Here is a 13978-nt window from a genome sequence, read left to right on the forward strand (position 1 = left end):
AGAGAGCCGCTCTTGGCATTCCAGCCATGAATTGGAAGGGCTGAAGATCGCAAAATGTCGATCGCCCCGGCTTCGATTTCCAGCCAGCTGCGAGTAGGGAGCTATCGCGGTGTTCCCAGCCCGTCTTGCAAGCGATGCATGACAAACGGCTGTTTCTGAATGGGGGGGCGGGGGAAGAGTCGAAAAGCTAGTCACCAACTTTCACGGCAGCCGGTAATCGATCCGAAGGTGCTGTGCGCGCAAGGCGAGATAGCTGACAGGGTGGCCGGAAAAAGCGTTTAAACGAGGGGGTGACTAATGCGAGGAGAACCAGGGGGGCTCAATTTGACAACGAGAGGCATTCGTCCCGAGCCAGAAACAAAAAGGGCCATCACGATGGATGGCCCTTTGAACATCAAGCTACCGGATTGATCGGCTTTTCCGGGTACCAGACGTCCAGCAGCGGGCTGACTTCAACGCTCGTCAGCTCGGTGCGGCCTTTGAGCCAGGCTTCAACGGCAGCGCGTTGTTCAGCGCTGACCGAGCCACGCTTCTGCAGGCAAACCAGACCGAAGTCGTCGCCGCCAACATAGCCCAGACCGTTGGCTTCCATGGCTTCTTTCAGGAATGCGTCGAGGAATGCATCGATTGCCTCGTCAGCCAAGTCTTCCTTGAAGTCCAGGTTCAGTTCGAAGCCCAATTCCTGGAACTCGTCTACACAGAGCTTTTTGCGCAGACGCTGGGAGCGGTTAGTGGCCATTGAAACAATCCTCATAAGTAATAACGCCGCGCATCTTACCAGCTAAGCGACATGCCTGCCTGACAGAGTGAGGCTGTATGTCCAGCGAGTCGGGATAAAGCGACCGACGTACTGACATTTCCTTGAGACCTATTTGCGTTAGCGGAGCCTGGGTGTGAAAAGAAGAGTAGGTGCGCCCGAAAAATCGCATGGGAGGCTAAAAAGTCATTTCGCTCTGCCTAATGGCGGCGCGTTGGCATGGGAGCAAGAGTGGTTGCACCCACGCCGTCAGAAAAGACTACAAAGTCTTCTTCCTATAGAGATCAGTGGATAACGGTCGGCCCAGCCCGGCCCGGTATCCAACAGCTAAGAACGGGTTTTCTGCTTTTCTCTTTGCAGTTGCTCCGGGTTCGTTTTTGAACTGTTGCTATTTGAGACTTTAAGCAGGTAATGGCAAAAAATCTAAAAAATCGACTAATCTTACTCCTCATACTGCCAGTGATGTCCCTGCCAGAGTGCACCGTCATGGGGAAATTTGAAAAGAGATGTTTGATTATCGGGGCGGTAGGCTCAATGTTTGGTATTGCGTGGGGACTCTATATTTACTTTTTTCCAGGCGAAGATGGTAAGTCGCGTGAGTCTATGAACTCTTCTCAGAGCATTGCGAACTCAACTCTTTCAGGGCGTCAGTCGCAACAAGCCATTTCAGGAACCGGCCCAGCGATAGCCACGGGCTCGGGTAATGTAACAATAATAAACTCTCCATCACCATCCTTCTCGATGCCGGTCATCCGGGGGTACTACACGCTTTGCCCGGGATTTCCTGCGCGCGGAACAAGTCCGAAATGGGGGGAGTTTCTTAAAGATGTATATGAAAATATGCAAAGGGTAGTTTTTGTTGATGTTCAGGTGTATTTACTATGTGACGAGGGAGCTTCGAATGTGGAGAATGAAAAGACTTTTCCTCGGTTTGAAATGAAAGATGGGGTTTCCTATGGATTTGGTGGTGAGTTCTACAGGATGGCAAGTCCTAGCGATCAAAAAATATACGATGAAATGCTAGCCCCCGGCGTTACAAATATAAGGATTCATAAGGATAAGCAGGGAAATAATTCGTATACAAATTTTGTTACTTCTGAAGGTATGATTGATATTATATACGGGCCGTTTCAAATTAAGGTTAGTGAGCAAGATTCAATAGTTGATATGGATCTTTATGCGCCAGTGTTGGACTCTGCTATGCAGAACGAAGTAAGTCGTATAGTGAAGGCTGAAAGTGTTGGGCGTTAGTTTCTTGGTATTTGGTGGCGTACTTGGTGAGTCTTTAGGTTTTTTAAGTTGACTGGCGTCGAATTATTTGTTGGTGGGTGAGTTGTGACTAGAGAGTGCGGTAGTGTGGTCTGTAGGGGCAGAGACTTATGGTTTATTAGGTCTGTTGTACTCAAGGCTCGCTGCTTTTTTGGGGCGGAATTTAAAGTTGTGTTTGGGGTTATGCAAGCTGGTGCCGCTAGTTTACCGTTTCGAAAGAGGTGGTCTTAGTGGTGTATATAACGAGCGATCAACAATATTTGGCCTTTTTTAGCAAAACCGGTTGGGGGGCAAAAAAGCGAACGCCCCCATCCGTATCGTCGATTAGCTCATATAATTGCGAGTGCTTAATTATACCAGCTAACAAAATAACTAATCACCGGCGTCTTGCCAATGTTGCGAGACGTCTGAACGCTGGTGTCGAAGCCATTTCGGGTGCTGCTGCTTGAACATAATCCAGCGCTTGCACCAAATCCATGGGAATCACAGCACCTTCTGTGCTGGCGATTGTTGCATCGAGTAATCTGATCAAAGCCGCGGCGTTTTTTTGAGATTTCCCGAATGGAAACACCGGAATGATCTCCCCACGTTCATAAAATCCGTAATCATGCAGCGACCAGCAGTTGAACGGTACAAGAAACCTTTCTACTGCCTCAACAGCTTCGGCAAAGGTATCGCCAACGTATGCGGGCAACCTTGCAAGCGCGGCACTGCTGCCTGGCGTAACCAATGATTGCTCTTGAGGCCACACGGAAGCGAGGAATGGCAGTATTGCTACGTGAAAAAGCATTTCAATCGTAAACGGTGATCTTCCAGGTTCAGCATTGCTAGAGAGATCCGTTACAAATTGCTGTAACACTCTCGCGCCTTCAGCTCGAATTTCATCTTCAACTGATCGTATCGATTGTTGAATCGCGGAATATGGAACAGACGGTTCTCGCTTCTCCAGAAAAGCATACAGCGCTTCTACCACTAGACTAGACAGTAACGATTTCCGGCTTTCACGTCCCAGCCGTAGATCGGTAACCCGACCGACAAGCTGTAAGCCAATTATTGCAAGTGTGTCTTTGAATTGGACACGTCGAGCGATGGCCCGCCATAACGCAATAGCAGCAGAGTCGTTTTCTGCCAAAGGTGCAATCAGGTACCGTTCAGTCCACGCGTGATCAGCTTGTAAAAAGTAGGTAAGCCATTCGATGAGCCGGTGTTTGGCAATCAAACCTGATCGACCGGTGGATTCGACTAGATTTCGACGCATTTTTATTAGGGCCGGGCTGCCGGAGAACGACTTTCCTGATGGGGTGCTCAGGTCGGGGCATGCCGCGAGAAACACGTCAACGAGTCGCCCTGCTGGCGTGTTCAAGGTATCCAGGTCAGAGGGCTCTTCCTCGTTGGAGGTTACGATGAGGTTTAGGTCAATCTCCTCTCTGTCATCGGTCGTAGCATTGGTGGCCTCTACTGCGAGTGGCCAAAACAGAGTCCAGATCTTTGAAAACTTTTTGGACTTCACCACAACCTTGCGCCACTCCGATAGCCAGTGAGTAATTCCCTCAATGGCTTGCAGTGCTGTCTCCCTTTCCAGGTGCACCAACAGTGAAATTACACGCCGACCTTGTTTCAGGCTTTTATCGTTGATTGTGGTAGCCGATCCTCGCATGCCTGTCCCATGACGCCATCCGAAGGCATCCCAGACACGAGGGAATTTACCAATTTGGCTTGGGATAGATTCGAAGTCGCTGATCAACTGTTCAACGTTCCCATCCAAACGAATCCATTCGTTTGCACGCTCTGCTGGATCATCATCCCATCCACCACGAGTAGAGCTCAACGAAGCCTCTAAGGTTCTGAGTCGTGCCTCTCCTGAGAGATGATCGAATTGGGCATCTGGTTCTGCCTTATACCAGTAAGCCTCAGCAGACTTCCGGAAGTGATGGTCAACGCTATCCATTGCCATAAGATCAGGAAACTGATTTATGGTTGAGGCCATCCAGTTCTGAATTGCCTTTGGTAACTGACCCTTGGCCACCTCAATGCGTCTGAACTCCAGCAAGCTCTTATGTAAGCGGAACGACTCGACCTGATCTGCCGGGATATTCTTTGACATAAGACGTTTCGGAAGGCCTTTACGAATTCGCACCGCCATTTCGGCCTGAGTTTCCGCTGAAAGGTCACAAAACCGTATCGCCCGTAATTCGGCTATTTCTGGATATTCGGTAGCGTTCCAAAAAGGCTCGTCAGCCAAAGCCAATAATTTTTCACCCACCTCGGCAGGCGTGGAAATCGAACCTGCTTTTGATAGTGCCGCCCAGAGCCTCAGGTGGATTGGATCTGGCATCGATTTCCACTGTTGAACGACTCGTTTGGCTGCGCCGGGATCAAGTTCTGCCAAGCGTTTGACCACTACATGCAGTAACTTAACGACTGGCCCAATGCCGACGTGACGTTGATCCTCGTCTCTACCAATTCCATTTGTGGACTTTTTTTCGGTGTACTCAACGCGGTAGAGAAATCCCAAGCGCCACAATTTGGATTGGCCATCCCAGCCGATTCTCTTGGCTATATCCATCCCTTTTTGCACGCTTGCATCCAACGCATTGATCAGTTGGGTCAGAAATCCAGCCTCGTTCAAATTGTCGATGCGGAGAGCTTCGAGGTCGATAAGACCGGGACTAGTAAGGCTTGCATGCAATAGCTCATCCACACGTCGCAGGCCTTTTCTCTTACCTAAAAGCACTCCAGTTGACACCCGGCTTTCAACCTTTAGTCGTGGTGCTACAAGACGATTTATCATCTCGATCACCCCTCCCGATCTGTCGCCAGACTTTAGCCTTTCTTGCACGCGATAGATGTCTATTGTTGAAAATCCAGATTGCTCCAGACCGGCCCAACTTTCTTCAATCAAACGCCATGCACTTAAGAAAGGCTCCTTCAATCGGCTACCTTCCTGAGCTGCAAGTAGTTCTAGAATCGCTACACGCTTGACTGTGTCGTGAGGTAGAAATGTAAGCGCCCACTCGACCGTATCTGGACTACTCAATCTACCTTTAAGGAATTCCAACGCAGTTCGCGCTGCGATTTTTCCTGGTTCGTCAAGGTTTGTTAAGGGCTGTCTCAATGAAGGATCCTTCAGAGTTTCTCTGTGCCAATGGCAATGATGGCATCCAACCAACCTAGATCGGCACCCGCCTTACTGGCAAGGCGGGTTAGCCTTATTCGAGTCGTGTTGTCACTGCGGCGGATTAAATGATCGAAAAGGTCGCGGTCAGCATCGATCGCTTCGTTCCTCTTGAATTTCGCGATCCGCTTCACCTCTGAATCAACAACCTTAGGATCACCGTTTACTGCGGACAGGGAGGCCCACCGATCTAGTGTTTTTAATAGCGCGGCATGTTTATCTTTGCTGTCATAACTAACGGGTGTAATACCGCGTCCTTTCCAATCCTCATCAGCTACAGGGTCTGGGACTTCTTGTCCGACGAAGGTGAAGCGCTCTTTCAAATCGTCAAATCGAGCTCCATCCGCAGCCACCGCATTTAACAAATAACGCATGGGTGGGTCGTTTGCGCTGTACCCAATGAGTACCAAGTGGAAGAGCCTTGCAGCGTCGTAAATAAAGTCCGGCACCGTCCTTCGTCTGAGGTAGAACTCCCCGAAATCGTGATCAGTGACTACAAAATCTGAAAACTTCGCAGGGTCTCGATCGAGTGCACCGTGTATGTGCAACACGCCGTTGAATTCGGCGTTTCGCCCTGGTCGGGGCATGCCTCCCAACGCATAGGTCGGCAGTTTTGATCTTGCTTTTTTCGACACCGCTGCCTGCAATAACAGATCGAAATTGGTCGTCACGATCGTAACCGCACCTCCACGATCGGCGAGCCGCATCAACGCGAGGTGCACATCAGCTGGTTTCGCTCCCGCTTTTCGAATTAACTCAGCAATGGTCTTGCGCACCTGGCTGGCACTACCCGGCTGCCGATCCATTCGGCGCTCAAGCATGCCCAAGACCACATCGTAGTCACGTTCGATAAAGCGCTTTACCTCAGCTGCTTGCTGATAGCTGAGCGAGTGAATGGTGGAAGGCTCAGGATCACCATGTTTATAGGTGGAAATTAAGGCGTGGACAGCTCGATCCAGTACCTCATAAACCCCGATGACGAGCGTCCGAAAATCAGGAAGATTGGCAGGCATGGAAGCACCGGCGCCAGCGATAAACAGAACTTCACCTCTCGCATGAGCTAACAGCAGTCGCTCTGGGATTGCTGGTAACCCTTCACCAAGGGAGATGACTCTATCTATAGGGCTGTCTGTGCGTGGAGGCATTCGAGATAGGGCCATGGTCTTCCTGAGGCATTAGCATCCTAGAAGGGGGATTAACCCTGAAAATCGATGAGTCCGTCAAGGTCGCAATGACGGGTTTTGCTGTGGCTATTACGACTGAAATTGCGGCACTTTTGGGGGAGACAAGCTTCCGAAGTCGCAGAGCCTTAATGTGAGGTTATTCCACGCTCACCGACCTACCATAGCTCACAACGATGCCGAGTCTCGCGCTTTGAGAACCGCGCTGGATCATCGGTTGGCCCAATGCGCGAGCGATTGACTGGCAATGAGCCACCGCCGTAGGCTAAGGCTCGGGGTTCAACGACCAGGGAAGGCCATGATTGAGTTTGCCTGCAAACACTGCCAACAAAGCATTCGCTTGAGCAACAACAAGGCCGGTATCACTGGTAGATGCCCCCACTGCACGCACCCGGTGACGGTTCCGACTGCCAGTGAACTCCCGTTGCATGACGATGTTTTCGTCGAGTTCGAGCCTGTACAGTCCCTAGTTTTTCAATCGTCCACGAGTAATGGAAGTGCAGATCTAGGATCAAGATCCGTCGCCCTCGCGAGCAAAGTTGTCGCCTGGTTTTTTGGGCTGCTTTTCCTGGGGTTGTTCCTTACAAGTGTCTGGCGTTTTCCATTGGTGTCGCTGCCGGCGCTGGCAGGTGCGTCATTGCTCATCCCCCCTATATACCAGCGTGTTCGGTCTATCTTTGGGTTCGATGTTGGTGTTCAGTTAAAGGTCATCGGTTCGGGAGCGCTGTTCATCTGCTACATGATGATGTTCGCCTCTGCCACGTCGAATGAATCTGCCGAGCGCAGCAAGCTTGCGGAAAAACAGGCCGAGCAACAGCGTCAAACCGAGCGTGAGCTGACCGCTCAATACCTCAAGTCAAACAAAGCTGCGATTCAGGCGGAGGCGAACGCTTTTATTGAGCAGGGCAAGGTTGCCGAGGCGCTGAACGTTGTACGCAACTATCAAGGTCTTGGAGACGCCGATATCGATGCAGTCGCAGTGAAGGTGGAACTCAAGAATAAGACCATGGCCAATGAAGCCAAAAAGACCAAGCTCGTCGAGAGCCTTGGCACTATCAAAGATGACAATATCTCTGAGCGAGCCAGGATTTACGAGCAACTGGTCGCTTTGGCTCCAGACAATGCCGGGTACAAAAAACAGCTGACGGAGCTCAATACTAAAGTCGCGCAGGCTGCCGCCAAGAAAAAAGCAGAGGAAGAAGCGGCTACACTCAAAGCCCATCAACGGCAGATGGGACTGGTTTGGCGCTACGGCACCCACAACGATGAAATGACCCAGAAAGAGGTGCTGACAGCGGAGGTCGACTCGATCAACACCCTTTCCTTCGGTTTTCCTTATTCAGGTGCACAACGGGCTACGCTTGAACTACGAAAACATCCTCGGTGGGGATCGGACGTTATTCTTCAGGTTGAACGGGGACAGTTTCTATGCAACAGCTACGATGGTTGCAGTGTAAGCGTTCGTTTCGGAGGTGGGAAACCTCAACGGTTTTCTGCCAGTGAACCGAGTGATAACAGCACGACGTACCTCTTCATTTCCGACTACAGAAAATTTATGAGTCAGCTGCGTAAGGTCGACGAAGTGGTCATCGAGGCGAGCTTCTATCAGTCGGGTAACCAGGCGTTGAAGTTTTCCACGGCAGACTTGGACTGGAAATAAACCAGGTCTGACTAAGACTCCGCAGCCCCGTCCAACCTCGCAATCCCTTGCTTGATGTGCCCGGCGTTCTCACCAATCCTTTCAAGTGCCCCGCGCGCATTCTCACAAGCCTCAGACGATCCGCGTTGCTCCTCCAAAAGGACGAGCTCCATCAGCGCCGCTTCGATCGCCAGTTGGTTTCATACATTCTTGCGAGTACGTCGGGAAGGGAATATTGCTCAGCCATGACTCGACTCCGTTCGGATGGAGAGCAAAGCATAGCAGCGGTTCGATATTGGCTTTGAATGACCGTTGAACAAAAGTAAGAAGGGGCAAAAAAAGCAAAAAGCTCAGTCCGAACGATGCCAATGACGCTGAACCGTGGTCTTTGCCATCCCCAGCTCCCTCGCGATTTCAGCCTGCGAAAGGCCTTGCTCTTTGAGCGCTTGAACTTCCTCTCGCATTTTTGCCGCAGCGGTAACGCGAGGGTGAGGCGTCGATTCAATTTCCAGCGGAATCGAAGCCTGCAGTAGCGCTATAACCTGGAGATCCTTTTCAGCGATTTTCAGGACATCGCCCGCACTCAGTTCGTCTTGTGCACCACACACCAGTGCCATGAGGGCAACAGGGCTGAGCTCCAAAACTCTGGCGAGCTCAATGATGGCTTCTAGGCTGGGGGAGGTCATTTCATTTTCGATGCGGCTTACATGCGACTGAGTGACCTTTTTGCTCAGCTCATGCTGTGTGAGGCCACGCTTTGTTCGCAAAAGCTTCAGTGCTACGGCGAATGCGGTGCGCACAGACATTTTTCCGTTCCGTCAAAACAGATCTGTATGCCGTGATTGCCATGATCCACTCAAATGTATATATTCATATGAGTGGATCTATCGGCTCGTTTGCGGTTTAAGAATCTGCGAGAGCTCAGTCCCGCCCCTTTATTCGCTCCATCAATTTAGCTGTAAATCGAGATCGGGATATAGATGAAGCTTCATGTGCTTTCAGATCTACACAACGAATTTTCTCCGTTCGAGCCTGTGTCAGGAGACTACGACTTGGTCGTGCTGGCTGGTGACATTGATGTCAAAGCCAGAGGGGTGAAGTGGGCGAATGAAGTATTTGCTTGTCCCGTGATTTACGTGTGCGGTAACCACGAATTTTATGGTGGGCACATCGATTACACGCTTCGAAAAATGAAGGAGCAATCCTCATCGCACGTTCATGTTCTGGAAAATGAGGTCATCATTTGGAACCAAACACGGTTCCTTTGCGCGACAAGCTGGACTGATTTTTCGTCGACCGGGAATGTCGTTGCGGCGACCCAAACTGCGTGGGATTGGATGAATGATTTCCGTGTTATCCGGACTGAAGAAAACTATCGTCGTTTGCGCCCGTTCGACCTGGTCAGCCGAAACCAAATCTCGCACGATTGGCTAGCTGAGGAATTGGACAACCCCTTTGATGGCGAAACCATCGTCGTGACGCATCACGCACCTGTTCCCGAGGTAATGGGTGGGAAACATGATGGTCATCTCTGCGCGGCGTACACGAACCGTTGGCACGTTCTGATTGAGAAAGCAGATCTCTGGATTTTCGGTCATACGCACAGGGCTATCGACATAACGCTGGGTCGATGCCGTGTAGTCTCGAATCCTCGGGGTTATCCAGGTGAACAAACGGGGTTCGACCCTGGCCTCGTGATCAGCCTTTCCTGAGTCCGCTCATATCCATGGACTGTAAACGGGCTCCGTGTAGGCCTAGTTGATAAGAAAGGGAGACTGGATGATGTATGGAGTAGACAAAGAAATACCTAGCTCGACTATTCCGGCTGACCTGACTGGTGTGTTTCGGCATGACTGAGCAACAGCGTGCACCATCCATTCCTACAGCGGTCGCCGAGGCAATGGAAAAAGATTTCGGCGTGTCTATCACCGCGTTCTTGTTCGCAGCCGTCGACAGCCCACCTGTGATCATGGGAACGATTTATGGCGATACCACGGGCCGATTTCGTGAGGGTGCGAGTGTGCGGACGTCCAGGATAACGAGCGTCCTCTTCATCGATGGGTATTCATTATTTCAAACGGTCTCAGGCAGCCGCTATGTAGTGGTCAGTTGGGCGCCTGGCGGCCACAACATCTACATGAACCGCATTTATCACTGAGCGATCTGCGGCTACGGATACGCGGCGCGAAAAAGGCTTTCGGGTTATCCAGGTGGTGATGGGAATCGGGAAAAATGATTCTTAACCTGGTACTCGCGGGGGAGAACAGTTAAAGCGAAATGAAGAATATGAGCGTTACAGACAATGAGCTGCTGGGAGATTTACTGTATGGGTCAGCACACCCCCTTGGGGGCTCAAAACTTGGCGATGATGAGTTGGTCGAACTAGCCGCTGATACCTTCAAAGAAAAACCGTTCTGCGTCGTCCGACACTGGCTGATTTTGGATGTCATGCTTCCAGAATCTACTGAGCAGGAAATCAAAGCCCAGGGCCTTGATGCGACTGTCTTGTATGCCCAAGCGGCAGTGTTCGACAGCCAGAACAAGCATTCACCTGGTGACAGCATTTTGAGCGGTTACCAATGTGACTTCGACGGCTGCATTTTTGAAAGCAAAACCACGATTTTTATCTTGGCCGGCCGAGGCGCTCGCAAACACGTGAGCTTGCCCGCTGTTCAGTCAATGGCCGCATACATAAACCGGAAACAATAATCCTATGATTGAAGATTTGTTGCCGATCCTGCGCGATCGCTATCCGGAGTTTTTCTCCCACGCGCCCCTTCGCGAAATCGCCTGTTTGCCGGGCTGGCTGGATTTGATAGATGAGCTGTGCCGCACGCTGAAAACTCACATGGATGCTCACTCTGAGCTGTCGCCAATCCAAGTCCGTCAGGTCAAGGAAAAATTCGGAGGGTTACGCTTCTACTATTCCGGTGGAGATTTGGTTTGCCGTGAAGCGGTGGCCGCTGCAGAACAGCGGTCATTTACGACATGCGAAGTGTGTGGCCATACCGGGACGTTAGGAGGGGAGCGCTGGCTGAGCGTGCGATGCCTCGATCACGTCAATTGGACACCCTCAGACGACTGCGCATGAGCTCACGAAAAGCTTCTTGTTGAATCCATGCAAACAGACATTTGGGTCACTGTGAATTTGCCTTCGCCGAGCGTTGAACGTCACGATATCGTTCGGCGCCGCATGCCTTTTCCGTCATTTCAATTGCTAGCCGAGATGTTGTGTATCGATGAAGAGCTGCTTAGTAAGCACATGGGTATTTCTTCCGAACTCTTGTCGAACGCGGCGACTGTAGGTTTTTTTTCTTTGTGCGAGAGCAGACGTCTGTATGGATTGATTGTTGCGTTACAGGCGTCCTGCGAACTGTTCGAAGGCGATGTCCAGGCAGCGAGGGCTTTCTTACGCTCGCCCCTGCGTTGTTTTAAGTCAAAAGCACCTTTGGAAATGCTCATTACCGAGGAGGGCGCGAGCGCCGTGATCGATCTGATCGGAAAGCTTGAACACGGCGTCCTCCCCTAAATAGTTTCCTTTTTACGCGCTGACAAAATGACGCCGGATGGGGAGCTTCTTGAAAGAGTATTTCGCAGTAGACCAGATGCTGACTTTGTTGAGCGCTGACATTTTTCACCGGCCCGAACGGTTGCAGCCGTTGAACTGGGAGTTGATCGCACGCATCACCTTACTCGTCGGTGATGGAGACGTTGATCTAAACGTATCGCTCGTATTCGATGATGAATGATGCAGGCGATCCTCTGATCTTCGTCAAACTCGGGTTTCACGGGCTGGTGTTGAGGTCATGCCATCATGCTGAGGTGCTCGATCAGTGTCTCTCTAAGACCCGTAGGGCATAGCAAAATCGTTAACCTTTGCGGCTGTAAGCCGCTGCTTTCAGGTTTGACTTCAAACAACGGGTATTTTTTAAATACCCGTGTTGGGCAACATGCCACGCAAAGCCACGTAATAAGGGGCGGTAATGTATAGAGAGCGTGAATCGGCCATTTGGAGGTCTGTGTATGAGACATGTGGTGCCCCTACATTTGTGCGCCTGATCGAAGAGGCGCTCGACAGCTACAAGCGTGTACCTTTGGTTGATTGGCCCACTCGACTTCACGTATCCGAAGTCGGGTTACCGTGCGTTCAGGTATTGCACGGCGTAGTGAGCAGTCGAGGGTTATATGCCAGCATCTCGGAGAATTACATCGAGATCGGATCCCGTCTGACAAATCATCTGTGTCAGCAGCTGCAATGGCATCTCGTGGTCAATGACCTGGCGTCTGACGCAATGAAGGAGGATCAATTGGGCATAGATTTAGGTCTGTAACCGGGTCACTTGCTGACAGGTCGCCGTATCTTCGAGTCGGGCTTTTTCATGCGTGTCAATTACTTCAGCCCGCACCTCAAGGCTCGGGTACTCCATTTGAGCGAACTTGATCACCGTGCTTCGTGGTCTTGACTGGCAGAGAACGACCCATAGCTGCCTATCGTGAAGGGCCGCAGTCGACCCATAGCTGCCTTTCGCGCAAGGTAGCTAACGGCCAATTTCTGCATGTGACGACTGATCTGAATCTGGACTTGCCCCTACAAAACCGGACACCAACTCCCCGTTAAATTGATGCTGCCGCCAAGCGCCTGAACTCCCTCGGTGAGCGATAGTTCAAGGCGCTGTGCGGATGCTGCTCGTTGTAATGCTCAAAGGCAATTGCCAGGTTACGCAGCGCCGTTTCTCGATCCGGCTTGGGCATGTGCGCCACGTAGTCACGCTTGATCGTCTTCACGAAGCTCTCAGCCATGCCGTTGCTCTGCGGACTGCGCACAGGTGTGGTCACCGGCTGCAAACCGATCTGTCGAGCAAACAGGCGCGTCTGTTCGGCGGTATAGGCTGAGCCGTTGTCGCTTAGCCATTGCACCGGCGTGGCGGGCAGTTGATCACCAAAGCGCTTTTCCACGCTTTCCAGCATCAAGTCGCGGATATCATCGCCGCTGTATCCCGTTGGACTTGCAACCCAGCCGATGGCCTCACGATCACAGCAGTCCAGGGCGAAGGTCACGCTCAGTTTGGCGCCGTCCTCGCAGCGGAACTCAAAACCGTCCGAGCACCAACGTGTATCGCTGGTTTCCACCGCAATACGGCCTTCGTGCCGACGCGGCATGCCGGGCTGTTTGATCCGGCGCTCCAGCAGCAAGTTGTGATCGCGCATGACCCGGTAAACCCGCTTCACGTTGATCGCCGGCAGCGACTGGGTTTCACGGGCGCGACGCAGCAATCCCCAGACACGACGGTAGCCATAGCTGGGAAGCTCGCTGACCTGTTGCTGGATTTCGACCACCAGCGCAGCATCGTCCACAGGCCTGCTTCGCCGTACTTTGGGCGATACTGATTGCTTGATTCGAACCGTTAATTGCGAGCGCGCCACACCGAGACATTCGCTGACCAGCTTCACTGGTCGTCCCCCGGCAACAAGGGTGAGTGCGCAATCCATTTTCGCGACCGGGCAATCTCCACGGCCTCTTTGAGGATTTCTGCTTCCATCGTTTTTTTGCCCAGCATCCGTTGCAGTTCACGGATCTGCTTGAGCGCATCACTCAGCTCGGAGGCCGGCACTACAGCCTCGCCAGCACTGACCGCCGACAGGCTGCCGTCCTGATACAGCTTGCGCCACAGGAACAGCTGGTTGGCATTGATGCCGTTGCGCCGAGCCACCACCGAAACGCTTTGCCCTGGCTCAAGACTCTCGCGAACCATGGCCAGTTTTTGCTCTGGGCTCCAGCGGCGCCGCCGCTCTTGGCCCAAAAGCTCCCCACTCTTATCGTTGCTGTTAGTCATAAACATAACCGTTTGCCTATCCCTTATCGTAAGGGGGAAACGGTGTCCTGTCTTTCATGGGGCTCGTTCAGAATCCAACGATTGCGGCTTCTGACTAGAGACATTTATGCGGATGTGGCTGCC

At 51.8% G+C, this 13978-nt stretch carries 12 protein-coding genes and 1 pseudogene; 7 read left to right on the forward strand and 6 right to left on the reverse strand.

The window, feature by feature from the left end; translation table 11 throughout:
* Positions 1-394: 394 nt before the first annotated feature.
* Positions 395-739 carry a YggL family protein gene (locus ACYZT3_RS10310; RefSeq protein ID WP_095082694.1) on the reverse strand — a complete coding sequence of 115 codons (345 nt, stop codon included), beginning with the start codon at positions 737-739 and terminating at the stop codon, positions 395-397.
* A gap of 504 nt (positions 740-1243) precedes the next feature.
* On the opposite strand from ACYZT3_RS10310, the gene ACYZT3_RS10315 reads away from it, so the two are divergent.
* Entirely contained in the window at positions 1244-2008 is a 765-nt protein-coding gene (locus ACYZT3_RS10315) for a hypothetical protein (RefSeq protein WP_462032022.1), read from the forward strand.
* A 394-nt stretch (positions 2009-2402) separates the two neighbouring features.
* On the opposite strand, the gene ACYZT3_RS10320 is transcribed toward ACYZT3_RS10315, so the two are convergent.
* A complete protein-coding gene (locus tag ACYZT3_RS10320) occupies positions 2403-5141 on the reverse strand; it encodes a hypothetical protein (RefSeq protein WP_462032023.1) in 2739 nt (912 codons plus the stop codon).
* Positions 5142-5152: 11 nt separating this feature from the next.
* Positions 5153-6214, reverse strand: coding sequence for an SIR2 family protein (locus ACYZT3_RS10325; protein WP_462032024.1), 1062 nt, complete (start codon positions 6212-6214; stop codon positions 5153-5155).
* Between the two features lie 466 nt (positions 6215-6680).
* On the opposite strand from ACYZT3_RS10325, the gene ACYZT3_RS10330 reads away from it, so the two are divergent.
* Positions 6681-8042: a zinc ribbon domain-containing protein gene (locus ACYZT3_RS10330; RefSeq protein WP_462032025.1), complete on the forward strand. Its 1362-nt coding sequence runs from the start codon at positions 6681-6683 to the stop codon at positions 8040-8042.
* Between the two features lie 11 nt (positions 8043-8053).
* Here the strand turns inward: ACYZT3_RS10330 and ACYZT3_RS10335 are convergent.
* Both ACYZT3_RS10335 and ACYZT3_RS10340 read right to left on the reverse strand, forming a co-directional pair.
* Positions 8054-8268, reverse strand: a pseudogene (locus ACYZT3_RS10335) (hypothetical protein).
* Positions 8269-8371: 103 nt separating this feature from the next.
* Positions 8372-8827 (reverse strand): helix-turn-helix domain-containing protein, encoded by a 456-nt coding sequence (locus ACYZT3_RS10340; RefSeq protein WP_462032026.1) that lies wholly within the window; start codon positions 8825-8827, stop codon positions 8372-8374.
* Between the two features lie 174 nt (positions 8828-9001).
* On the opposite strand from ACYZT3_RS10340, the gene ACYZT3_RS10345 reads away from it, so the two are divergent.
* The 5 genes from ACYZT3_RS10345 to ACYZT3_RS10365 all read left to right on the forward strand — a co-directional run bounded on the left by ACYZT3_RS10345 (position 9002) and on the right by ACYZT3_RS10365 (position 11550).
* Positions 9002-9733 carry a metallophosphoesterase gene (locus ACYZT3_RS10345; RefSeq protein ID WP_462032027.1) on the forward strand — a complete coding sequence of 244 codons (732 nt, stop codon included), beginning with the start codon at positions 9002-9004 and terminating at the stop codon, positions 9731-9733.
* A 137-nt stretch (positions 9734-9870) separates the two neighbouring features.
* Positions 9871-10179: a hypothetical protein gene (locus ACYZT3_RS10350; protein WP_462032028.1), complete on the forward strand. Its 309-nt coding sequence runs from the start codon at positions 9871-9873 to the stop codon at positions 10177-10179.
* Between the two features lie 128 nt (positions 10180-10307).
* On the forward strand, positions 10308-10730 hold the full coding sequence (locus ACYZT3_RS10355; protein WP_462032029.1) for a DUF6957 family protein: 423 nt from the start codon (positions 10308-10310) through the stop codon (positions 10728-10730).
* Between the two features lie 4 nt (positions 10731-10734).
* Entirely contained in the window at positions 10735-11112 is a 378-nt protein-coding gene (locus ACYZT3_RS10360; RefSeq protein ID WP_462032030.1) for a hypothetical protein, read from the forward strand.
* Between the two features lie 27 nt (positions 11113-11139).
* Entirely contained in the window at positions 11140-11550 is a 411-nt protein-coding gene (locus ACYZT3_RS10365; RefSeq protein ID WP_462032031.1) for an antitoxin Xre/MbcA/ParS toxin-binding domain-containing protein, read from the forward strand.
* 1085 nt (positions 11551-12635) lie between these two features.
* Here ACYZT3_RS10365 and ACYZT3_RS10370 read toward each other — a convergent pair.
* A protein-coding gene (locus tag ACYZT3_RS10370) for an IS3 family transposase (protein WP_462031622.1) occupies positions 12636-13855 on the reverse strand; the annotation gives its coding sequence in 2 pieces (ribosomal slippage) (positions 12636-13510 and positions 13510-13855; 1221 coding nt in all).
* Positions 13856-13978 lie beyond the last annotated feature (123 nt).

This window comes from Pseudomonas sp. MDT1-16 (assembly GCF_054898115.1).

What these genes read in the sequence shown, in the direction of transcription:
- ACYZT3_RS10325 (WP_462032024.1), bottom strand. Translation starts at nt 6,214, where the DNA reads ATGCCTGCCAATCTTCCTGATTTTCGGACGCTCGTCATCGGGGTTTAT.
- ACYZT3_RS10365 (WP_462032031.1), top strand. Translation starts at nt 11,140, where the DNA reads ATGCAAACAGACATTTGGGTCACTGTGAATTTGCCTTCGCCGAGCGTT.
- ACYZT3_RS10355 (WP_462032029.1), top strand. Translation starts at nt 10,308, where the DNA reads ATGAGCGTTACAGACAATGAGCTGCTGGGAGATTTACTGTATGGGTCA.
- ACYZT3_RS10360 (WP_462032030.1), top strand. Translation starts at nt 10,735, where the DNA reads ATGATTGAAGATTTGTTGCCGATCCTGCGCGATCGCTATCCGGAGTTT.
- ACYZT3_RS10345 (WP_462032027.1), top strand. Translation starts at nt 9,002, where the DNA reads ATGAAGCTTCATGTGCTTTCAGATCTACACAACGAATTTTCTCCGTTC.
- ACYZT3_RS10315 (WP_462032022.1), top strand. Translation starts at nt 1,244, where the DNA reads ATGGGGAAATTTGAAAAGAGATGTTTGATTATCGGGGCGGTAGGCTCA.
- ACYZT3_RS10310 (WP_095082694.1), bottom strand. Translation starts at nt 739, where the DNA reads ATGGCCACTAACCGCTCCCAGCGTCTGCGCAAAAAGCTCTGTGTAGAC.
- ACYZT3_RS10350 (WP_462032028.1), top strand. Translation starts at nt 9,871, where the DNA reads ATGACTGAGCAACAGCGTGCACCATCCATTCCTACAGCGGTCGCCGAG.
- ACYZT3_RS10330 (WP_462032025.1), top strand. Translation starts at nt 6,681, where the DNA reads ATGATTGAGTTTGCCTGCAAACACTGCCAACAAAGCATTCGCTTGAGC.
- ACYZT3_RS10340 (WP_462032026.1), bottom strand. Translation starts at nt 8,827, where the DNA reads ATGTCTGTGCGCACCGCATTCGCCGTAGCACTGAAGCTTTTGCGAACA.